Here is a 22,128-nt window from a genome sequence, read left to right on the forward strand (position 1 = left end):
TGATTTTTGAAAAACCAGATATCTTGACCAAGAGGATGTGTATGGGGCTGGTCGCTGCCAGCCTGTTGATGACCCAGGGCCTGCAGGCGCAATCGCCCTGGGTGCGGCTGAGGAACAGGCCTTCCACCCTGGGGTTGGAACAGGGGTACCTATCGTTATCGACACCCGATTTTCAGTTGACGCTCGTTCGGGCGTCGCAGACGGTGGCTTCGTTGCGGCCCGTTATTCTTCCGGGATTTGACTTTACGCCCGGGGATAGTCTGCTGGTGCGGAGCGGGAACGGGCTTTACCAACTGGGGGACTTGAACCTGCGGTTGAGGGTGGGGGAGGATACTGCGTGGACGAGGTATTCCACGGCGGCTGACCGGCATCCTGTGCGGGGACTGCCCGTAGGGCGCGCAGCGCCCGCGATGAGCTCTGCGCCCGCGATGAGCTCTGCGTCCGCGATGGGCTCTGCGTCCGCGATGGGCTCTGCGCCCGCGATGGGCTCTGCGCCCGCGATGGGCTCGGCACCCGCGATGGGCTCGGCGCCCGCGGGGGATTTGCGGCCCATGGGCTCTGCGCCCGCGGGGACCACATTGCTCGCTGCCGCCGACCTGGGACCCACTTTTCCCCAGAATATTCCGTTGAACGTCGAAAGACGTTGGGAGGTACAGGACGGCCAGCTTGTCCTGGCTTTTGTCCTTAGGAATAAAGGGGACCGCCCCGTGGAGGTCGGCGCTCTGGGTATCCCCCTGATCTTTGACAACATCCTCGACGGGGAAAGCCTGGAGCAGGCACACGCCCGGAATGTTTTTTATGATCCTTATATCGGGAAGGACGCGGGTTACCTGCAGGTGACGCGCCTTAACGGGGAAGGGCCCGGTTTGCTGGTGACGCCTTCGGGGCATGCGCCATTCGAGGCGTACAATCCGCTGCTGGACGACCCCACGCCCCGAAGCGCCGCTTTCGAGGGGTTTTATGAGTGGATGGTTTGCAGCAAAGCCTACGCGGAGAAAGAATGGAAAAACGCCGAACCCTGGAACGAGCCGACATCGATCGTTATAAAACCGGGGCAGGAGTACCGGGTCGCCCTCGCCTTTTCCCTTTGCCCCTCTGTGCGTTCCATCGACAGTACCCTGATGGCCCGCGGGCGGCCCGTTGCCATGGGGGTGCCGGGGTATGTGCTGCCGCAGGATGTGCAGGGAAAGTTGTTCCTGCATTATAGGGCACCGGTACGGTCATTTTCGGTGACGCCCGATTCGACCGCCGTCGGCGGCAGCGGCCCAGACTCCGGCGGCAACCGCCCGGGCCCGGCCCTGGTGCTGCACGCCCTCGACACATTGCCAGGTGGCTGGGTGGCGTATGCCATCCAAGGCCGCACCTGGGGCCGTGCCCGTCTGACGGTCACCTACGAAGACGGGACCGAACAAACCATCCATTACAAGGTGATCCAGCCCGAAGACAACGTCGTCCGGCATTATGGACACTTCCTGATGACCAGCCAGTGGTACGACCAGGCAGGGGACACTTTTCATAGGAATCCTTCCGTGATCAGCTACGACAATACCCTGCACCGGCAGGTGACGGAAGATAACCGGGCCTGGATCGCGGGGCTGAGCGACGAGGCCGGGGCCGGCAGCTGGCTGGGCGCGCTGATGAAACAGGCGGTGCTCCCCGATAAGGCGGAGGTCTTGCAGTTGCAACGTTTTGTGGATTCGACCCTGTGGGGAAGGATACAATATGCGAACGGGCCGGAAAAATACGGGGTTCGGAAAAGTCTTTTTTATTATGAGCCGGAGGGCATGCCCGCGGGCACATACAGCACCGGCATCCACTACAAGACCTGGTCGGCCTGGCCCCTGAAGGAGGCCGCCTCGGTGGGACGCTCCTACAACTATCCACACGTGGCGGCGGCTTATTGGGTCATGTACCGTCTGGCGCGTTTTCACAAAGACCTGTTGCCGGCAGACAAATGGACGTGGTACCTGGGCCAGGCGTATGAAACCGCCATGGCGATGTTGCGACTGGCGCCGTATTATGCGCAGTTTGGTCAAATGGAGGGGACGGTGTTTTACCTGATCCTCCGGGACCTCCAGTCGGAAGGGATGATCGAACAGGCGAGGGTTCTGGAGACAGCCATGAAGGGCCGCGCCCTGCATTGGCGTTCGCTGCCCTATCCGTTTGGGAGCGAGATGCCCTGGGATTCCACGGGGCAGGAAGAGGTGTATGTGTGGTCCCATTACTTCGGTTTCCTGGACAAGGCGGACGTGACGCTCAAGGCGATCCTTGCCTATATGCCCACGATCCCGCACTGGGCCTATAACGGGAACGCCCGGCGGTACTGGGATTTTTTGTATGCAGGCAAAACGCAACGGGTAGAACGGATGATCCATCACTACGGATCTCCGCTGAATGCCTTGCCTGTGTTGGAAGCCTATTGTGAACACCCGGACGACTTTTATTTGTTGCGGGTGGGGTACGGAGGCCGGATGGGTGCGCTTTCCAACATCACAGAAGACGGTTTTGCGCCTTGCGCCTTCCATGCCTGGCCATCCACTTTGGCGAACGACGGCTACACAGGGGACTACGGGTCCGGCTTTTTCGGATATGCTGTCAATACCGGGACATTCATAGCCCATCATCCTGTGTTCGGATGGCTGGCTTATGGGGGGAACTTGTCCACGGAAGGCTCGCTCGTCCGCGTGCAACCAACCACCGCGGGCCGGTCTTCGGTGTTTATCGCCCCCGCCCGGCTGTGGGTGCGGATGAATGCAGGGCGGATCCGTACGTTGACGTACGATACCTTGTCCGGGGAGATACGGTTGCTACTTGACAGCGCGGATGCGGTCACGCCCGATGGGTGGATGACCCTCGACGGCGCCTATACCGCGGTATACCCGATGGCGCGCGGTTCGTACAAGGTACCCTTGGGTACGGAGGTCATCCTGCGGCCCACCGCCAGTGCCGTCATCACCATCGACACAGCCCATCCCGCGGCGCGCATCCCCGCCACGCTCCATGGTATTTTTTTCGAAGAAATCAGTCACGGGGGTGATGGCGGTCTTTATGCGGAGCTGATCCAGAACCGGGGTTTCGAGGAAAGTACGATTCCCCAGGGGACACGGCTGGACAGCGGCTACCTGGTACCGTTTCCGGAGAAGCCGCATTTTATGCTGGAACCGCAAAAGACGGACTGGAAGATGGAGTGGCCGTATGTCAACGATCCGTGGCCGGGGTGGCACTCTGAAGGAAAGGTGACGTTGTCGCTCACGGCCGAGCATCCACTCAATTCCGCAACCCCGCACTCGTTGAGTGTGGAGGTCAGCGGTCAGGGGAGTGTCATCAATGACGGGTTTTGGGGGATCAACGTCGTCAGCGGAGACAGTTATAAGCTGTCGTTTTATAGTCGTGGCGGTTCCTATACGGGGCCGGTCACGGTGTCCCTGCAGTCGGCGGATGGGTCGGCGTTGGCGACACATACGTTCGCGATGCGCGAGGCTGGCTGGCATCGATTCGCCTGCGTGCTAAAAGCCACGCGTACCGATTCCGCCGCGCGTTTCGTCCTTTCCTTTAAGGGGCAAGGAAAGCTGTGGCTGGACTTTGTCTCCCTTTTCCCTGAAAAAACTTTTAAAGGCCGCCCGAACGGCCTCCGGGACGACCTGGGCCGCCTGATCGCGGACCTCAAACCTGCCTTTGTCCGCTGGCCGGGCGGCTGTTATGCCGAGGGTATCACCATCGCCAGTGCGGCGAATTGGAAAAAAACCATCGGGCCGGTGGAAAAGCGGCCCGAAACCTTTAGCCCCTGGGGCTATTGGAGCACCAATGGGTTCGGGTATGACGAATACCTCCGGTTTTGCGAAGACATCGGTGCTTCGGCCCTTTTCGTGTGTAATGTCGGCGTCTCCTGTGAATACCGGAGCGGGACGTATGTACCCGAAGACAGTTTGCAACCGTATATCCAGGACGCCCTGGACGCGATCGAATACGCCATCGGACCCGTTACCTCCCCCTGGGGGAAGCGGCGCGCCCGGGCCGGTCACCCCGCGCCTTATCCCCTGAAATATGTGGAGATCGGGAATGAACAACATGGCCCGAAGTACGCCAGCCGGTACAACCTTTTTTATGAGGCGATCCACCGGCGTTATCCAAACATCACCCTGATTGCCAGCATGGGTATCGGGGACGTGAACCGGAATACCCTCCAGGGGATGAAGACCACGGAAATGGTGGACGAGCACGCGTACAAGGATGCCTATTGGAGCTTGCGTAATACAGATCACTTTGACCGGTACAAACGCGGGCAGTGGGACATGTATGTCGGCGAATTCGCGACCAATGCCGGCGTGGGTCATGGGAACCTGCGCGCCGCCCTCAGCGATGCAATTTATATGATGGGGATGGAGCGTAACGCCGACCTTGTCAAAATGTCCAGCTACGCGCCCCTCTTAGCCAACGTTCACGACGTGGACTGGCCGGTGAACCTCATCAATTTCGACGCGGCCCGCAGTTACGGACGTATCTCGTATTACGCAATCAGGATGTTCACCGACAACCGGCCGGACGTCAACCTGCCGACGCAGGTTGACGTAGCGCCGGCGGGACATGGTAGCGCCGCCTTTAGCGGGGGCATCGGGTTGGCTACCTGGGATACGCAGACCGAGTATAAGGATGTGGAGGTGTCTGTAAACGGCCGAAGCGCGTATCACAGCTCCAGTGAAAGCTTTGACACCGGTTGGTTAAAACTTCGCGGGACCTGGGAACCCACCGACAGCGGCGGTCTTGCCCAAAAAGCCGAGGGCGCCCAACTCCTGGCGTTGCTTAAGGGCCGCTCCTTCGATACCTATACATTGACATTGAAAGCGCGCAAGCTCGGCGGCTATAATGCCTTTATTATTCCGTTTGCCGTCCGCGACAGCAACACCTTTCTGCGCGCGCACATCGGGTCTTATGTCAATGCCAATTGCGTGTTCGAATCGGTGACGGACGGGTATGAGGTGGCGGATATCACCAACCAGAAAAGGTTGCTCCATCCCATCGAAACGGGCCGCTGGTACACGATACGCCTGGAGGTGGGACGCGACAAGGTCGATTGTTACCTGGACGGGGAGCTGTTGATGTCGTACAAAGGACTTCCCACCCTTTTCGCGTTGTCAGGTAAAGAGGACAAGACCGGGGACGTGGTCGTGAAGGTGGTCAATGCCGGAGCGGACGCCTGCGCCACCCGCTTTGCGTTGCCCGGTTATGCGCTCACCCGGTGGAGCCTGCTCACCGCACTCGGGCCGGAGTCCGAAAACTCCTTGGAGCACCCGGCGGCGTTTGTGCCCCATGACATAGAAAAAGCGGATACTGTCGTACCCGCTTTTTCCATTTCGGTGTTTCGGTTTACAGCTGTGTCTCGAAATAAATGACGAGAAGGTCCCTGTGGATCCCGAATTGTTTTTCGGCTTTGTCTGCGTTCATATACCGGCTTTCACGTCCGCTGATCTGGCTTCTTTTATAGCGCCTGTTTACCTCATCACCGGTCATTTCCGTCTTGCCGTTGACAAGCAGGTGCGCGGTGGTGTCAAAGGACATATAGGCCACGTTGGGATATCTGCTATAAGACACATAGGCCTTTCCGTTGATGACGAAATAGATCTGGTCGGGGGCGGCTTCAAAAGCATTTTTCAAAAAGGTGCTACCGTTTCCGGTCGCCTCCTTCAAGAATTTTTCGAAGGCCTCCGCCCTGGAAGGGGATCCTTCCCGCTGGAAGTCTTCCTCCTGGGAGGGCGTCAGCTCGGAACTATTGCTGAAAGAGTACTTGTTTCCCCCGTGACCGGCGAGCCCAAGGAACTGGAGCTGCGCACCCCAGCCATTTTTTTGACCTTCTTCGGAGAGGGTGGCAGAAAAGATGTCGTCGAGGTTTTTGTACTCGTCTTTGGAAACCAACAGGTGGGCCTTCAACGTTTCGGTACGGCCCGGTGCGGGCAACTTTAGCGTATAATAACCGTGCTCGTCGGTTACGGCTTCCGTATTCGAAAGTTGGTCTTTGACCGTGGCGCCCGCCAATGGCTGGAGCGTGGCGCCGTCTACGACGTAGCCGTATAGACGGTAGACTTCGTTGCTTTGCGCGAACGATGCCCGGCTTAAGCTGATCGTCAGCAGGAATAATAAGGAAAGTTTGTTGATCATGGCTATTTATTTAATCCGACAACGAAGATGTCTTCATCAATCCCATATTTCTCCTTGGCTTTCGAGGCGGGGAGGGTAGAACAATAACCACTCAACTGATTTCTTTTGTACGTCTTATTGAGTTCCTCCCCTGTCATCCGGATTTTGCCGTCGACAAGGATCGTATGTACCGTGCCTTCCTGGGATGCCCAACCGCCGTGCATAACGACATAGGTCTGGTTGCTAATGACGAAATAGATCTGGTCGGGGGAGGCTGCAAAGACGGCCTCGACTTCCCGTTGCTGTTTTTGTCTTTGAATCAGTTTGTCAAAAATCTCCTCGCGGGAGGGCGACCCCTCGTTGTGCAATGCTTCTTCTTCGGAAGGCATCGCCATGTGGCTATTGGAAAAACTTCTGCGGTCCGGGCCACTCCCGGCCAGCCCTATGAGCTGAAGATCGCTGTTGAATTTCGGGTTGATTCCCAGGTTTGCCAGCGGTACCTGGAATTTGTCCTGGAAATGATCATACCCGTCCTTGGAGACGACCACGTGGAATTTCATGGTGTCGGTTTTACCAGGCGGCACGGGAAATGTCAACCTAAAAAAACCGTCGGCGCCCGTCTTCGTCGACAGACCGGATACGTCGTCTTTGACATCCGCGTCCGCCAGGGGTTTGAGCGTGGCGCCGTCGACGACAAATGCATAAAGCCGGTAGGTGTGGTCGTCACCCGTTTTCGGTACGCGGTGCCGGCTGGCTGCGATCAGCAGCAGGAGTAATAAGGGGAGTGCAAACAGGAAACGGGCACCTTGTTTCGTCCCGGATCTTCTTTTGTTCATCATGGCTATTCTGTTATAGAGGGGTGAAAAATTAAAGGGATTGCTCAGCACCGGCACGCCTACCCCGGATACCTTCAACAACAAATACTGGTATTGTTTGGGATCGGCCCCATTGTCCAGGACCGCCTGGTCGGCCAGGAATTCGAGGTTCTGCCGGATGGACCGGTCCATCAGCCAGGCAAAAGGATTCCACCATTGCAGGACCAAGAGGACCTGGCTGAGGAGGATATCCAACGTATGCCGCTGTTCGATGTGCGCGGTTTCGTGGTCTACGATGCGGTGAAAGTCCGCGGACGTCTGGGCCGATGGGTGGAAGAAAATACTGTGTCCGAAGGAAAAGGGCGCCAGCGGGTAGGGGAGCAGGAACAACCGGATACGGCCCCGTTCGCCGGCAGGAACGGCTTTGAACCGGAGGCGCGTCAGGGATATGACCTGTATCGACAGGCGGAGGACCATGAGGACCATACCCGCGAACAGGACGTATTCCAGGAGGGGCAAATGGTGGCTGGGGGCCGCTGTGGGGGCCGCCGCGACCGGCATTTCGGGGCCGGGGTTGCCTTGGACGTAGACCGTAAACCGCTCTACCTTTTGGGGCCAGAGCCCGCTGGTATCCATCAACGGTGCGAGCAGGCAAAGCAGGATAGCGGTAGACAGGTACAACCGGTTTGCCTTGTAAAAGGTCAGGCGGACCAGGCAAACCCGGTAGAAGAGGTAGGTCAGGGCGAGACCCAGACCCGCCTGGAGGCTGTAGGATAGAAGCGTCATAAACTGTCCTTTTTCGATGGGTGGTTGCTGTTCAAGGCTGTGGTGCCTTGAGTTTGATGACAAAGAGGTTTTCGTCGATCCCGTATGTATTTTCGGCGTTCCCGGCAGGGAAGGAGCCGACTGCAAATTGAAGCTGGCTTCTTTTGTACATCTTATTAACCTCCTCTCCGGTCATCCGGGTCTTTTCATCGACCAGGAAAAGGTCCACCGTAGTGTCAAAGGAAGCCGACGCGTGTGGGACAACAGCATAGGACTTGCCGTCGATCACAAAGTAAATCTGATCGGGCGACGATGCAAAAACCTTTTCGATGTCACTACGGCTAGGCGGTGCCGTATCCTTGAAGAATTTGTCAAAAATATCCTTTCGGGCCGGGGAACTCATCTGTTTCAGGGCGCGTTCCTGTTCGGGAAAGAGCACGGTATTGTCGACAAAGCCACTTGCATTCTTATCCGGTTTCAGGCTTGTAAGACCGATATATAAAAGGCTTGCTCCCAGGCCCGCTTGTTTGGAGACGGTCTTTAGCGAACTGTGTACGGTGTAGTAACCGGTGTCATATCCTTCCTTGAACGCAAGCACGCGTATGTTTGCGGTATCGGTAGGTTCGGAAAAGGGAATGGTCAGCATAAAAAACCCCTTGCCATCAGAGCGCACCGACCTACCGGACACCTTGTCGTAAATGGTGGCCCCTTCCAACGGCCGTAATGTGGCGCCGTATACGGTGAAGCCGTACAGGCGGAGCAGGCTGTGGTTGTCCTGCGGATGGATGCGGTGCCGGCTGGCCGCAGCCAACAGCAGGAGTAAAAGAGGAAGGGCAAAAAGGAAACGAGTCCCCTGTCTTCTTCCCGAGCGTTGTTTGTTCATCATGGCTATTCTTTTTTTGAGGGGTGAAAAGTTAAATGGATTGCTCAGGACAGGTCCCGCTATCCCGGATACCCTCAGCAGTAAATACTGATATTGCCGGGGATCCGCGCCTCCTTCGAGGACGTTCTGGTCCGCCAGGAATTCGAGGTTTTGACGGACGGATTGGTCGAGCAGCCAGGCGGCAGGATTCCACCATTGCATGATCAGGAGGACCTGGCAAAGAAAAATGTCCAGCGTGTGGCGCTGGTTGATGTGTGCGGTTTCGTGTTCTACGATACGGTGAAAGTCCTCCGACGTCTGGACAGATGGGTGGAAAAAAATACTATGTCCGAAGGAAAAAGGAGCCAGCGGATAGGGCAACGCCATGAGTCGGATACGCCCGTTCCGGGCGACAAGGGTAGCTTTTCGACGGATCCGGATCAGGGAAGCCGTCTGGAAGAGGAGGCGGAGCAACATGACGGTCATGCCCGCCAGAAGGAAGTATAAGGGCCAAGGTCTATGGGGGGTGGCTTGTACAATGGGGCCTACCCTGGCAGGCGACAACACCGGGGCGGCCACGGGAGCCGTCTGCATATAAAAAGTGATGTGCTCCACTTTCTCCGGCCAAAGGCCGCTGGTGTTCAGGAGGGGCAGGAGCAGGCACAACAGGATAGATCCTGCGAGGAACAATCGGTTCGCCTTGTAGAAAGTCAGGCGCAGCAGGAACGCTTGGTAGAAGACATAGGTCAGGAGGAGGCCAATACCCGCCTGAAGGCTGTAGGAAAGGAGATTCATGACCGTCCTTTTTCGATGAGGTGAAGGATTTCTTTGAGTTCCGCCGGGCTCAGCTTTTTCTTTTCCACAAAAAAATTGACCATTTCCTTGTAGGAGTTGGCGAAGTAGTCCTTGACAAAACCCGTCATGAAACGGTTTTTGTATTCTTCTTCGGTCATGGTGGCTTTGTAGATATACACTTTACCCATCAGCCGGGACGTGACGAACCGTTTTTTTTCCAGGTTCTTAACGGTCGATGCCAACGTCGTGTAAGGGGGAGCGGGGGAATCGACATGGTCCAGGAAGGCCTTGATGGTGCCTTCGCCGGTTTTCCATATCGCCTTCATCGCGTCTTCTTCCTGGGGGGATAATTTTTCCATGTCTACGAACTTTTCGTAAACCTACGAAAGATTCGTAATTAATCAAATTAATTTTGTTTTTATTTATTTTAGACGCGGCTACTCCCATTTGAAGGCTTTTATGGACCAGGCGCCGATCGCGATGGTCCAAAGGATCAGCCCGCCCACCTGGGCGGGCATCTGCCATATATGGGTGCCCTCGAAGGCGATCTTGCGCAAACCGTCTACGAAAAAGGTCAGCGGGAGGATGTCGCAGAAACCGCGGAGCCAGTGGGGGTAGCTTTCGATGGGGAAAAATAAACCGCAAAGAAGGATCTGTGGCAAGACCACTGTATTGGCCACGGGGGAAATCGAGCTTTCGTTTTGCAGGGTGCCGCTGATGATGAACCCGATCCCCATAAAGATCCCCAGGCCGAAAAGGGAATACAGGAGCATTTCTCCAAAGGTGGCCATGCCGTTGACCAACGTGAAATGAAACGCGAAGTACCCGAGGGCGACCATAAGGATGAACCCGATGATGTGAAAAAAAAGCCGGCTCAGCATCTCACCTGCGATAATGGTCCGTCTCCGGACGGGGGTCGCCCGCATCCGTTTCAACACGAGGCTTTGCCGGAGGTTGAACAGGAGAAAAGAAGACCCGAACACGCCCGCCATCAGGAGAGAAAAACCGAGTTGCCCGGGGAGGATGAAATCGATCTGGCGATAGGTTCGTCCGGCTACCAGGGTCACCTCCAGGCGGGCCACCGAAGGGTTTTGGGGAAACGCCCGGGCGTCGATGCCGCGGATGGCTTCGTGCAGGAGCATGTCGAGGTAGTCGGGTGTTTGCGTGACATCCAGGCGGATGTCATACGGTGCGCTCCCGGTCACGTGTAGCACGGCGCTGATCCGGCCCTTGCGGAGGGCCTCTGCCTGCCCGGCAGACGTCAGGTCCCGGACCAGCGTGATCGAGGGAATGGCTTCGATGGCCTTGAACACGACATTGTTGGTGTCACAGTCCGGCGCGACGGCCACTTTGAAGGTGGGGGTCTGGTCGACCATCGAACCAAATACCACGATAAAGATCACCGGGAATAACAGGGAAAACACCACCGATGTGGGGCTGCGGAGGGTGGCGAGCAGGCTGTACCTGGCCAGCGTCAAGGCAGGGAATCTGTTCATCGGCGTGGGTTGACCAAATGTACTCGAATCGGGGGAGACCACCTAACCCCACTGGTCTCCGGAAGCGTCGTTCTGGTCGCAACATGGTTTTTCCGGCAAGGGTGTTGTGATAGATTTACCGCAAAACGCGCTTCTGAAAACGTTCCTGAAGACCTTACCCGTGGTACTCCTATGTGGCATTGTCCTACCCGCGTCCGCTATGCACGTAAAAGGTGGATTTATTCACTATACCTATAACGGCGCGGGGTCTACCTCCGGAACTTCCAACTATACGATTACCATCACGATTTTCTACAGCTGTACGGCACAGGGGCCCAGGAACGCGGTCTACCTCGGTATTTTCAATGCCTCTACTTATGCGACGGTGCTGACCCAGCAGATCAGCACGACCACGTCCGCCACGGTATCCAAAACGACTTATAACCCCTGTATGAGCGACCCGCCGAGTATCTGCTACGAGATCTATACGTATGTGTATACGACGGATCTTCCGGACATTTCGGCGGGGTACATCCTGGCGGTTCAGGACGCGTACCGGACCTCGGGGATCATCAACATCACCAATTCGTCCGCCGACGGCATCTCGGTCACCGCCAATATCCCGGGGACGATTGGCGGGGTGGACTACCACAAAAACAGCAGCCCGAACTTTTTGTTCGGGGATACGGCGATCGTTTGCTACAAGGGCCCCTTCACCTACCAGTTCGGGGCAACCGACGCGGACGGGGATTCGCTGTCCTACGAATTCGGCAACGGGCTGAACATGAAAAGTCCCAGCGGAAATGCATCCGGCAGCGCTCCCGAAACCCCGCCCTATCCGTCGCTGACCTACACCTCCGGCTATAGCGGGGCGGCGCCCCTGGGAAGCGGGGTGACCATCAACCCGACCACCGGTCTGATTTCCGGCACGGCCCCTTCTACGACCGGGGAATATGTGATCGCGGTGTACGTCAAGGAATGGCGAAAAGGCGTGCTCATGGACTCCGTGAAAAAAGAGCTCCAGATTTATGTGTACGACTGTAGCCTCACCGCGGCGACGCTCAATACCTCTTACCTTAACTGCGGAAACTATACGTTCAGTTTTGAAAACGAATCTTCCTCTTCCTCCATATCGTCTTACCTCTGGAATTTTGGCGTACCGGGCAGTACAACGGACACCTCGACCCAGGCGGCTCCTACCTACACCTACGCGGACACGGGGACCTATACCCTAAAGCTGTACGTGGCCACCAGCGGTGGTTGTACGGATTCGGCGAGCTCCGTGGTCAAGGTCTACCCGGGGTTCTCCCCCGGGTTTACGGTCGCGGGCAGTTGTTACCAGGCGCCGTTTACGTTTACGGATACCTCTTATGTCAAGTACGGGTCGATCAGTTCCTGGAGCTGGAATTTCGGAGATTCGGATACGTCCTCCCAAAAGGACCCTACGCACCAGTACAGCAGTCCGGACACCGTCACCGTGACGCTGGCCGTCACCAGCACCGAGGGCTGTTCGGGCACGGTGTCAAAGACCGTCGTGGTCAGCGGAAAGCCGGACCTGACCCTCCCTTTCACGGACACCCTGATCTGTAGTATCGACAGCCTTCCCTTAAAAGCCGTCAGCGACACCGGCGTGATCTATAAGTGGACACCCGCATACAACATCATTCACCCCGATAGCGCGGACCCGGTGGTGTATCCAAAGGACACGACGGTCTATACGGTCACCGTGACGCAAAAGGGTTGCGTGGATAGCGCGCACGTCACGGTCGACGTGCTGCAATACATCACCGTCAGCCTCCCCGCGGATACGACGGTTTGCGCCACGGACAGCATCCGGTTGGATCCCGTGAGCTATGCACTGGCCTACCGGTGGAGTCCCGCCACGGGGCTGAGTGATACAGCGATTAAATATCCATTGGCGGCGCCCGCTTCCAGTACGACCTATACCGTCATTGCCAACCTGGGCAAGTGCCAGGCCACCGCCTCGGAATACATAAAGGTGGTTCCTTATCCCAGCGTGACCACCAGTGGGGACACCACGATATGCTATGGGGATTCCGCTAAGATAACGGCCGTCACCACCGCCGCCCACTGGGTGTGGGCACCCGACAGTAGTTTATATGAACCGGGTACCCTGCAACCGGTGGCGCACCCGGCCGGCAGTACGACCTACCTCATCACGGTGACCGATACCCTGGGTTGCCCCAAATCCGTTTCCGACTCGGTCACGGTGGCCGTCACCCCGAAGATCGTCGTCTCTGCCGGTGACGACACCAGCATCGTCATCGGGCAACCTTTGCAGCTCGACGCCACGGCCAACCAGGGGATCACCTTCGACTATGCCTGGACTCCGGCGGATTGGCTGAGCAACGCGTATATCTACAACCCGGTGGCCACCATCACGTCTTCCTCCGTAGACAGCATTACCTATACCGTGACGGCCAGCACCGCCCAGGGGTGCAAGGGTAGCGCGGCCCTGACCGTCACCGTGTATTCCACCTTACCGGATATTTTCGTCCCCAGCGCTTTTACGCCCAACGGCGACGGACACAACGACCTCTTCAAACCCATCGCGGCGGGTATTTCGTCCCTGCGTTTTTTCAGGGTATACGACCGCTGGGGTCAGCTCGTCTTTGCCACCAGCCGCCTGGAGGATGGCTGGGACGGAACGCTACACCAGCGGTTACAACCCATCGGGGCGTACGTATACATGATCGAAGCCGTGGACTACAAAGGGAAAATCATTTTCAAAAAGGGAACCGTCACCCTGGAGCGCTAAACCGCGGATCCTTTATAAACGTACTGTCCGTAAGGGTGTACAAAAACGCCTTGAGCTGACCGATCTCATAGTTCGTCAGGTGGTATCTTTCAAGGACGGTCCGTATATCGGGATAACGCCCGTCGTGTCCGTAAGGGAAAGTAAGGACAACATTCCTTAGAGAGGGCACCTTGAACGCAAGGGAATCCTCCTTCCGGCCCGTGACTTTCATCCGGCCCACGTCGTTCAGCGTCGTATCGAGCGTCATGCTTATATTCCGGTAGGAACCATCTGTGAAAAAAGGTTCCGGATGGCAGGCGCTGCACTTTTGCTGGAAGATTGCGTAGCCAAGGCGCTCGGGGAGGGTAAAGGTTGCCTGCCCCCTTTTTACTTTGTCATACTTACTGTCAGAACTTATGAGGCAGACCATGAACTGGCTCAACGCATTTCCAAGGGTCTTTTCATTGATGGCCATTTTTGCGGCAGCGAACATCTGGCGGTAGGTCCGGTCTTTTTTTAATTTCGCCAGCACCCCTTGCAGGGTCTCGCCCATCTCGTTCGAACCCGTGATCGGCGCGGCCGGCTGGTCCTCCAGGTGCGGGATGCGCCCGTCCCACATATAGGCCTTTTGCCAGGCCAGGTTTTGCAGGGCGGGTGCGTTCCGGGTCGTGAGGGTATTGTTGTAGCCATGGCTGAGGCTATGGTCAAAGGTGGCAAAGGCAGCGTATTGTTCGTGGCAACTGGCGCAGGAGATCGTCGAATCCTTGCTGAGGCGTGGGTCGTAGAAGAGTTTGCGGCCGAGGGCGATGCCTTCTTGCGTGAGGGGGCCTTTATAGAGGGGGGCGGGCCAGGTGGAGGGGTAAACGAGCGCCACCGGCGTCGTGCCTGCCGCCGCGCTGCCGGCGCCCGCCGCGTCGTCGCGGCCGAGCCACGCGGCCCCGGCAGCGCCTCCGGGCGCCATCCAAGCGGCTCCGGCCGTCAGGCCGCTCCAAAGCAACCCCGTGACGATGATCGTCCTCATGGCGCGATGGCGAACATCTTTGCGTAATTATCTGCGATGTCAGAGGCAAGCACCCCGGGCTGATGACAGACCGGAGAATGGGAAATGTGTATAGGATGGACCGCGTCAAACCAGGCCAGCACGTCGGCGGTGATCCGCAGGGTATCCGGGGCGGGCCCGGTACGAAGGGTAACCGTCCTGCGGGCGGTGCTTCCGCCGATGTCCCAGGTCAGGAGGTGGATGGGGGCGTGGGAAGAATCGCTCTGCCCTTCCAGCCGGGCAAACACATAGCTTTTGTTCCAGGACCAGTACATGCCCTTAAAGGGATCCAGGTCGCCCGTACCCGCGTCCGTATGGGTGCTGTCGACCCCCAGCAGAAAAGAGACCGAGGCGACGTCCGCCGGGATGACCGGGAGCGTCAGGTCCCGCGATCCTTCGACGAGAAAACACTCGTCCGAGTTAAAGAGGACCTGATCGTCCTTGCCGCGGATCGTCAGGTGGGAAATATAATACCGGAATTTCGTGACCGTGAAGTGTTCGCCCCAGGCGTTGGTATACGACGGTCCCGACAGGCGAAGGTCCTGGGATCCCACCCGCGGGCTGAACCGGAGGACCAAAGAAGGACCCGGGTTCCGGAGACGGTAAACCGGAGGCCCGGGTCTTGTACCTAAACCTAGAGTTGCTCCTAGAAACCAGCCTAAAACTATCGGAGATATTGCTTTAAGAGCCACTAATCAAATCTAAGGCGGACCGCCTGGATAGGGAAACGAGTTGATACGAGCGGGGTGGATGTGTATACGAAATGTGCCTAGCAGTCTCCACCGGGGACGCACACTTCCCCGCCCGCAATATCCTGCAAGGGTTTTTGCTGCGCCCACTCGGCATACGCCTGGGTAAGAGCCCCCGTAAAGGTTTCGGTAGGTTGTGCACCGGAGACGGCATATTTGCGGTCGAGGACAAAGAAGGGGACGCCCCTGGCGCCCAGTTCGGCGGCTTCGGCGATGTCGCGGCGGACGTCAGTGGCAAAGGCGTCGCTGTCGAGCGCGGCACGGACTTCGCCAGCATCGAGACCGATGTGTTGGCCTAATTGAACCAGGGTTTCCCGGTCGGAGATGTCTTTGCCTTCGGTAAAATAAGCCTTGAAAAGGGCCTCTTCGGCGGCGTCTCCCAGACCGTGGGCGGACGCGAGGTGCGAGAAACGGTGGGCGTCGAAGGACGGGGCAACGACGGCCTTGTCGAAGTCATAGTGCAAACCGACCTCGGCGGCCATACGGGTGACGTGGTCGTTGAGTTGCCGGGCTTGGTCGACGGTCATGCCTTTGCGTTCGGCTAAGTATTCGTTGATGCTTTTGCCGGTGGTTTTGCGTAAGGAAGGGTCGAGCTGGAAGCTTTTCCATTCAACCTGTATGTCTTCCCGGGCGGGGAAGGCCTGGAGGGCTTCTTCAAAACGGCGTTTGCCGATATAGCAAAAGGGACACATGACGTCGGACCAGATCTCCACTTTCATAAAGGGCCTATTTATACACAAAGCTACGACACCCTACCTTTGGGCCATGGATTATTTCAAAGCGTTGCAGGAATTGTTGTTGATGGAGCGGACGGAAGACAAGGCCGCGTATATGGCCTTGGTGCGGAGCTCGTCGGTGTCGGACCGCCGGGCGGCGGGTTTGGCCTGGTATCCGGTGGCGATCCGGGGTTCGGAGCCGGGTCGGGGGGACTACCTCATCCTCGAAGTCGAACGAACGACCCACCGGGATATTCCTCATCAGCTACGCTTTGGGGTGTCGGCCCTGTTTTTTTCCAACCATAACCCGGAAGAGCACCACGTCGAAGGGGTCATTTCCTACCTGGGCGGTGACCGGCTGAAGATTACGCTGAAGGAGGAAGAGCTGCCGGACTGGGCAAGCGATGGGAAGCTGGGGATCGACCTGCTTTTTGATGATAACAGCTACGATGAGATGTTGCAGGCGCTTCGCCGCGCCGCCGCGCTCGTCGAAGATAGTCGCAAGGGACGGCTGGTAAGGGTGCTGACGGGGGCGGAGGAGGCGCTGTGGGACGAGGCGGCCCACGGGGCCCACGGCGCGGCGGCGGCCGGCCCACGACCCGGAGCATCCGGCGCACAACCCGCGGCGGCCGCCGGGCTCAACCCCTCCCAACAAGCCGCCGTGCAGCAAATCCTCTCCGCCCAGGACCTGGCCATCGTCCACGGACCCCCCGGGACGGGCAAGACGACAACACTGGTGCACGCCATAAAAGCGCTGCTGGAGCGGGACGCGCAAAAGATCCTCGTCACGGCACCGAGCAATACCGCGGTCGACCTGTTGAGTGAACGGCTGTCCGAGGCGGGGATCAGCGTGCTGAGGCTCGGGAACCCCGCACGGGTATCCGAACGGTTGGGGGCGCTGACGCTGGACAGCCGGATGGCGACGCATCCTTCGGTCCGGGACATCCGCCAGTTGAAACGCAGGGCCGTCGAGTTCAGGGACATGGCGCATAAGTACAAGCGGCAGTTTGGAAAGGCGGAGCGGGACCAGCGCAAGGCGCTCCTGGATGAGGCCCGTAAGATCATGAAGGACGTGGAGAACATGGAACGCTATATCCTCGAAGACCTGATGGCCAAGACACAAGTGGTGGCGGCCACGCTGGTCGGCGCGGCGCACTATATGATCCGGGACCTGCATTTTGGAACGGCGGTGATCGATGAGGCGGGGCAGGCCCTGGAGCCGGGGTGCTGGATACCGGCGCTCAAGGCTGACCGGTTGGTGCTGGCGGGGGACCACCTCCAGCTTCCGCCCGTGATCAAATCGGAGGAGGCGGCCCGGCGGGGTTTGGGGGAGACCCTGATGGAAAAATGCGTGGCCCGGCATCCGCAGGCGGTGACGCTTTTGGAAGAGCAGTACCGCATGCACGAAGTGATCATGGGGTATTCTTCCCGCGTGTTTTATGAGAACCGCGTAAGGGCGCACCCGTTAGTGGCAGGCCGGTTGTTGCCCGGCCAGTCCCCGCTGGCGTTTATCGACACGGCGGGTTGCGGGTTCGAAGAACGGCAGGAGGGGAATGCCCTCGGCAATCCGGAGGAAGCCGCCTTCCTTTTTAAACACCTGTCACGGCTGGCCGGTGAACTGGATCCGGCGGCATTCCCCAGCATCGCGGTCATCTCTCCGTATCGGTTACAGGTCCAACTGCTCAAAGAACAACTGGACCATAGTCCCGACCTGACGCCTTTTGCCGCATACATCACGATCAACACCATCGATGGCTTCCAGGGCCAGGAAAAAGACGTCGTGTACATCAGCCTGACCCGCAGCAATACGGACAACCGCATCGGTTTTCTTTCCGAAATCCGCCGGATGAACGTGGCCATGACCCGCGCGCGGAAACGCCTGGTCGTGATCGGGGACAGCGCCACGTTGTCGCAAACGCCCTTTTACGCGGAGTTTATCGAATACGCGCAAACGCAGGGGGAGTACAGGAGTGCCTGGGAGTTTATGGAGTAACCAGGTTCGCGTAATACGCGCAAACGTTCCGCATCAGGCATTCTTCACACTTGGGCTTGGGCCGGCAGACGTCGCGCCCGAGAAAGGACATGGCCATGCCGGCGTCCCATTCTTTGGGCGGTAGGATTTCCATGATTTGTTTTTCGATCTTTTTGGGATCGGTCCCGGCGGCGATGCCGAGGCGGGGGGCCACTCTGACCACGTGCAGGTCGACGATCACGCCCTCGGGAGGTCTCCCGGATTCGCGGAGGATGACCAGGGCGGACTTGCGCCCGATGCCCGGAAGGGCGGTGAGCTCATCGAGGGTTTGGGGTATGTGTTTGTCGTCCTTGAGTGTCTCCGCGATCTCCAGGAGCCACTTTGTTTTGTTGGCGAAATTCCGGACGCGGACATAAGGGTAGAGTTTCGCGGGTGTGGCCTTGGCAAGGCTGGTAAAATCCGGGTAGGCTTTGAAGAGCTCCGGGGCCAGCGCATTGATGTTTTTGTCGGTGTCCTGGGCGGACAGGACGACCAGGACGATAAGCTGGTAGAAGTTTTTGTACTCCAGGGGATGTTTATGGCCCTTGTATTTTTTCAACAAAGGCTTGATGGCTTCGGGCCATTCCATAGACCGGCGTTTTGAAGCAATAAAGCTACGGCATCGGATAGGGAATTAACAAAAAATAAGGCAATTCCCTTATTATTTTCAACCTGTAACCCTGCTGTGTATGCGCTTCTCTTGCTTGATCATTGCCTTTTTTATGGTCTCCTCATTGTCTGCTCAGAACGGGCGTAGGGGTATTTCCGGGAGGATCCTTTCTTCCGATGACCGTAGCCCGCTGAGTTATGCCAGTGTCCGGCTGACCGGCAGCGGCCAGGGGACGGTGTCGAACGACAGCGGGGCGTTTTTTATATGGATACCGGCGGAGAACCGCACCGATACGCTTCTGATCTCGCACCTGGGTTTCCGGTCACAAAAATTGCCGGTGGCGGCCTTGCAAAAGGGGGATGCGATCATCCTGGAAAAAGAAGCGGTGGAAATGCGCGAGGTCGTCGTGGGTGATCCGCTCCAGATTATCCTGAAGGCCGCGGCCCGCATACCGGAGAACTACCTGACGCAACCGTACGTTACCCGGGGTTTTTACAGGGCTACGGGCAGGAAGACGAAGGAATACGGTTTTTTGTCGGAGACGTTGTTCGACATTTACAATTATGCCGTTGCGGACTGGCAACCCAGCCAGTTCCACCTGGTAAAGCACCGGGAGTTTAAGGACAGCGCGTTGATGAGTGGAATCACTATGGGGCTAAGCCCAAACGGGCTGATCGGGGGTGACATCGTTCGCCACCTGGAAGGGATGAAGGTCTTTAGCAGCGAGGGACCGAACTTTTATGACTACCGGTTGGAGGGGCTCGTCGCCCTGGACGGGCGGAAGGCGTATGAGGTCTCCTTTGACGAAAAGGACGGGCTGAAAGAAAGCCGGCTTAAAGGAGAGGTCTTTATCGACGCCGGGAGCTATGCTTTTCTATATTTCGACTTCGGCCTCAGCCCGAAGGGGATCGCCTATCTCCAGTATCCCGAAGAATCGGGGAAGCGGTTTTTGCTGAAATTGTTTGGCATCACGATAAAGAAGGTGGCCGGCCGTCAACGCATACGCTATCGTCCGATCGGCAATAAGTGGGTGTTATCCGATGTCACTATGAACAATGAGTTTCGCCTCCAGCGGCATAAAAATGCGTCGGTCGAGGACCTGCATGATGATGTGCACTATGTGGTGACGGACGTCGACACCACTGTCACCCATCCTTTTTCCGATCATGAGACGACGCGCGGAAACGAGATGATCGAGGACGAACAAACCGATGAAGACAGCCTCTTTTGGAAGGACTACACTGTTATCCTCCCGGACTTCCCGGAACAGCCGGTGATCAGCAGGATCAAGGCGGCCAATGCCGTCTTTGCGGTCCGCAAACGGTTGGAAGATCGGTTGCGCAAGCTGCCAAAGGATCCCGCGCTCCGGATCGATACCATCCTGGCGGCTTATCATGCACAGGGTTTGTTTAACGGCTCCGCCCTGGTGTCCTGGAAGGGGAAGGTATTGATCGATAAAGGGTACGGCTTTGCAGACCGTTCATCAAAACGCGTTGCGGACGGGACGACCGGGTACCGGATAGGGTCCACGAGCAAAACCTTTACGTCGGTCATCATCAACCAACTGGTGAGCGAATGGCGGCTACGGCTGGACACGCCCATACGTGCCTACATCCCCTATTACGCGAACGGGAACGTGACCATCGACCAGCTCCTGACGCATCGATCAGGCATCCATAATCTCACGGAAGAGGACGACTACCTGGGCCAGGAGCTGACCAGGAAGTATTCCCTGAAAGAGGTCGTGACCCGTTTTTGCAGCGATACCCTTGATTTCCCACCGGGTTCCCAATTCAGGTACAGCAACTCCGGGTTTGTCGTCCTTGCCTTGATTGCAGAAGCGGTGACGGGGAAACCTTTTGATACCCTGTTGGAAGAACGCATCTTCCGGCCGTTGCAGATGGACCATTCGTATGTGGGTATGCGCCGTACACCCCCGGAAGCAATCGGGTATATCAACGGTGGACCGGAGTATGCCTATGACGCCCGGAACCTGATAGGGGCCGGGGGAATCGTTACCACCTCGGAGGACCTGCTGAAATACAGCGAGGGACTACACCGGCTCCTGCCGCCTGATCGTTTGCAGGACATGCTAAAACCCAGGGTGGACTGGGACGAATACAAGGCCTGGTATGACTACGGCTGGATGACGGATAAGGACGGTTTCTCCGTTAAACACATCGTGATCTATCACCCGGGGACGGACCTGGGCTTTTTTACGATGTTTGCCCGGCAGGACGACCGCAACGCGACGATCGTTTTGCTCAATAATACGGGCGATTTCCCGAGGTTCGAGATGACGGATCTTATCTTGAGCGAGCTAAACCGCTAGGGGCTTGCATCTGGCCCGGCGCCGCCGTATCTTGTTCCGTATGAAACGCCTTGTCCTTTTGGCTCTGTGGCTGGCGCCAGGCGGTGTGTGGGCGCAAACCCATATCCGGGTCATCCTCGTGACCAACCGCCCGATCGGGAGGGTAGAGGCGTCTGACATCGAACAAAGCGAACGGCTTTCGGTCCCGTATACCGACACGGCCCGCTTCGACTTTAACAAACGCACAGGAACGTGTTATCGCCTCACCTTTTCGGAGGAAGGGAAAGACTACCATCAGCAGGTATGGCTGGACGCAGCCAGCGATACGGTCTTTGCGCACATCGAGGAAGACTCCCTCGTGATCGATACCGTACAGGGATCTCCTTTGTACTATGCCGTACGACAGTATGACCAGTCCTTTCAGTCTTTGCACCAACAGGGTGACTCTGCCGCCTTGAACCGGTTGATGCTGGACGCCTACACGGCGAACAGCGGCAACCTCTTCTCCTGTCTCATCGGGTTGACGTATCTCCGGCACAACGCCAACAATCCGGGAAACCTTTACCGGTTGAAGACCCTTATGGCGGGACAGGGCCGGCGGTTCAACACCTCACCTATGTATTCGGCCCTGGTGGACAACCTCGACGCCCGCCTGCGCATCCACAAGCTCCCCTTGCAGCAATTCTCCTTTATCGACAAAAGGGGAAAGGCAACCATGCTTCACCTCGACGGCGCGGATGCCTACGTATTCGACTTCTGGTTCCTGCACTGTGCGCCCTGTCTCGAAGACCACAAGGACATCAAACCGGCGCTTGACCGCCTGAAGACGGGGCGCGTCCAGTTGATCGGCGTGACCACCGATCACCGGGGCGATTTCGATACCTGGCGGGCCTACCTTTCGGAAAACGGCTATGACTGGCCGAACTATATGGAGGGTGGAAGCAGCAGGCTGTCCGGTTACTTGTCCCTACAGGCGTTTCCCACTTATGTGGTGGTCGACAAGGAAGGGGACATCAGGGGGGTCTATGGCACTTTTCAGGATGTCCTTCAAGGACTGGGGTTGTAAAGCCATCAAGTGACTCCGTTTTGT

Annotated in this window: 14 protein-coding genes; 5 read left to right on the forward strand and 9 right to left on the reverse strand. The window is 57.6% G+C overall.

The window, feature by feature from the left end; all coding sequences use genetic code 11:
* The first annotated feature begins 23 nt into the window (after positions 1-23).
* Positions 24-5,390: a DUF5695 domain-containing protein gene (locus EDB95_RS19180; RefSeq protein WP_133995983.1), complete on the forward strand. Its 5,367-nt coding sequence runs from the start codon at positions 24-26 to the stop codon at positions 5,388-5,390.
* Here EDB95_RS19180 and EDB95_RS19185 read toward each other — a convergent pair.
* From EDB95_RS19185 to EDB95_RS19205, 5 genes are all read right to left on the reverse strand, one after another.
* Complete coding sequence (locus EDB95_RS19185; protein WP_133995985.1) at positions 5,365-6,153, reverse strand: peptidase associated/transthyretin-like domain-containing protein; 789 nt, start codon at positions 6,151-6,153, stop codon at positions 5,365-5,367. The genes EDB95_RS19180 and EDB95_RS19185 overlap by 26 nt on opposite strands.
* Before the next feature lie 2 nt (positions 6,154-6,155).
* Positions 6,156-7,733, reverse strand: coding sequence for a M56 family metallopeptidase (locus EDB95_RS19190; protein WP_133995987.1), 1,578 nt, complete (start codon positions 7,731-7,733; stop codon positions 6,156-6,158).
* 31 nt (positions 7,734-7,764) lie between these two features.
* A complete protein-coding gene (locus tag EDB95_RS19195; protein ID WP_133995989.1) occupies positions 7,765-9,369 on the reverse strand; it encodes a M56 family metallopeptidase in 1,605 nt (534 codons plus the stop codon).
* Entirely contained in the window at positions 9,366-9,728 is a 363-nt protein-coding gene (locus EDB95_RS19200; protein ID WP_133995991.1) for a BlaI/MecI/CopY family transcriptional regulator, read from the reverse strand. Before EDB95_RS19200 ends, EDB95_RS19195 begins: the two co-directional genes overlap by 4 nt.
* Before the next feature lie 78 nt (positions 9,729-9,806).
* Positions 9,807-10,865 carry an ABC transporter permease gene (locus EDB95_RS19205; protein ID WP_133995993.1) on the reverse strand — a complete coding sequence of 353 codons (1,059 nt, stop codon included), beginning with the start codon at positions 10,863-10,865 and terminating at the stop codon, positions 9,807-9,809.
* A 199-nt stretch (positions 10,866-11,064) separates the two neighbouring features.
* Here EDB95_RS19205 and EDB95_RS19210 point away from each other — a divergent pair, with 199 nt between their 5' ends.
* Positions 11,065-13,623 (forward strand): PKD domain-containing protein, encoded by a 2,559-nt coding sequence (locus tag EDB95_RS19210; protein ID WP_133995995.1) that lies wholly within the window; start codon positions 11,065-11,067, stop codon positions 13,621-13,623.
* On the opposite strand, the gene EDB95_RS19215 is transcribed toward EDB95_RS19210, so the two are convergent.
* The 3 genes from EDB95_RS19215 to EDB95_RS19230 all read right to left on the reverse strand — a co-directional run bounded on the left by EDB95_RS19215 (position 13,607) and on the right by EDB95_RS19230 (position 16,109).
* Positions 13,607-14,623, reverse strand: coding sequence for a cytochrome-c peroxidase (locus EDB95_RS19215; protein WP_246073748.1), 1,017 nt, complete (start codon positions 14,621-14,623; stop codon positions 13,607-13,609). The two genes, EDB95_RS19210 and EDB95_RS19215, sit on opposite strands and share 17 nt — an antisense overlap.
* Positions 14,620-15,219, reverse strand: coding sequence for an MbnP family protein (locus EDB95_RS19225; protein WP_133996001.1), 600 nt, complete (start codon positions 15,217-15,219; stop codon positions 14,620-14,622). Before EDB95_RS19225 ends, EDB95_RS19215 begins: the two co-directional genes overlap by 4 nt.
* Before the next feature lie 191 nt (positions 15,220-15,410).
* Positions 15,411-16,109 (reverse strand): DsbA family oxidoreductase, encoded by a 699-nt coding sequence (locus tag EDB95_RS19230; protein ID WP_133996003.1) that lies wholly within the window; start codon positions 16,107-16,109, stop codon positions 15,411-15,413.
* A gap of 46 nt (positions 16,110-16,155) precedes the next feature.
* Between EDB95_RS19230 and EDB95_RS19235 the strand changes: the two genes are divergently transcribed.
* Positions 16,156-18,099: an AAA domain-containing protein gene (locus EDB95_RS19235; protein WP_133996005.1), complete on the forward strand. Its 1,944-nt coding sequence runs from the start codon at positions 16,156-16,158 to the stop codon at positions 18,097-18,099.
* On the opposite strand, the gene EDB95_RS19240 is transcribed toward EDB95_RS19235, so the two are convergent.
* On the reverse strand, positions 18,089-18,706 hold the full coding sequence (locus EDB95_RS19240) for an endonuclease III domain-containing protein (RefSeq protein WP_133996007.1): 618 nt from the start codon (positions 18,704-18,706) through the stop codon (positions 18,089-18,091). The genes EDB95_RS19235 and EDB95_RS19240 overlap by 11 nt on opposite strands.
* Before the next feature lie 100 nt (positions 18,707-18,806).
* Between EDB95_RS19240 and EDB95_RS19245 the strand changes: the two genes are divergently transcribed.
* The gene (locus EDB95_RS19245) at positions 18,807-21,059 is read left to right on the forward strand and encodes a serine hydrolase (RefSeq protein ID WP_133996009.1); all 2,253 of its coding nucleotides are present in this window, start codon (positions 18,807-18,809) and stop codon (positions 21,057-21,059) included.
* A gap of 40 nt (positions 21,060-21,099) precedes the next feature.
* Entirely contained in the window at positions 21,100-22,104 is a 1,005-nt protein-coding gene (locus tag EDB95_RS19250; protein WP_133996011.1) for a TlpA family protein disulfide reductase, read from the forward strand.
* Positions 22,105-22,128 lie beyond the last annotated feature (24 nt).

The sequence above is a fragment of the Dinghuibacter silviterrae genome (assembly GCF_004366355.1).
GTDB lineage: Bacteria > Bacteroidota > Bacteroidia > Chitinophagales > Chitinophagaceae > Dinghuibacter > Dinghuibacter silviterrae.

Coding starts and splice junctions, on each gene's coding strand:
- EDB95_RS19215 (WP_246073748.1), bottom strand. CDS start 14,623: ATGAGGACGATCATCGTCACGGGGTTGCTTTGGAGCGGCCTGACGGCC.
- EDB95_RS19195 (WP_133995989.1), bottom strand. CDS start 9,369: ATGAATCTCCTTTCCTACAGCCTTCAGGCGGGTATTGGCCTCCTCCTG.
- EDB95_RS19200 (WP_133995991.1), bottom strand. CDS start 9,728: ATGGAAAAATTATCCCCCCAGGAAGAAGACGCGATGAAGGCGATATGG.
- EDB95_RS19245 (WP_133996009.1), top strand. CDS start 18,807: ATGCGCTTCTCTTGCTTGATCATTGCCTTTTTTATGGTCTCCTCATTG.
- EDB95_RS19190 (WP_133995987.1), bottom strand. CDS start 7,733: ATGACGCTTCTATCCTACAGCCTCCAGGCGGGTCTGGGTCTCGCCCTG.
- EDB95_RS19205 (WP_133995993.1), bottom strand. CDS start 10,865: ATGAACAGATTCCCTGCCTTGACGCTGGCCAGGTACAGCCTGCTCGCC.
- EDB95_RS19230 (WP_133996003.1), bottom strand. CDS start 16,109: ATGAAAGTGGAGATCTGGTCCGACGTCATGTGTCCCTTTTGCTATATC.
- EDB95_RS19235 (WP_133996005.1), top strand. CDS start 16,156: ATGGATTATTTCAAAGCGTTGCAGGAATTGTTGTTGATGGAGCGGACG.
- EDB95_RS19250 (WP_133996011.1), top strand. CDS start 21,100: ATGAAACGCCTTGTCCTTTTGGCTCTGTGGCTGGCGCCAGGCGGTGTG.
- EDB95_RS19185 (WP_133995985.1), bottom strand. CDS start 6,153: ATGATCAACAAACTTTCCTTATTATTCCTGCTGACGATCAGCTTAAGC.
- EDB95_RS19240 (WP_133996007.1), bottom strand. CDS start 18,706: ATGGAATGGCCCGAAGCCATCAAGCCTTTGTTGAAAAAATACAAGGGC.
- EDB95_RS19210 (WP_133995995.1), top strand. CDS start 11,065: ATGCACGTAAAAGGTGGATTTATTCACTATACCTATAACGGCGCGGGG.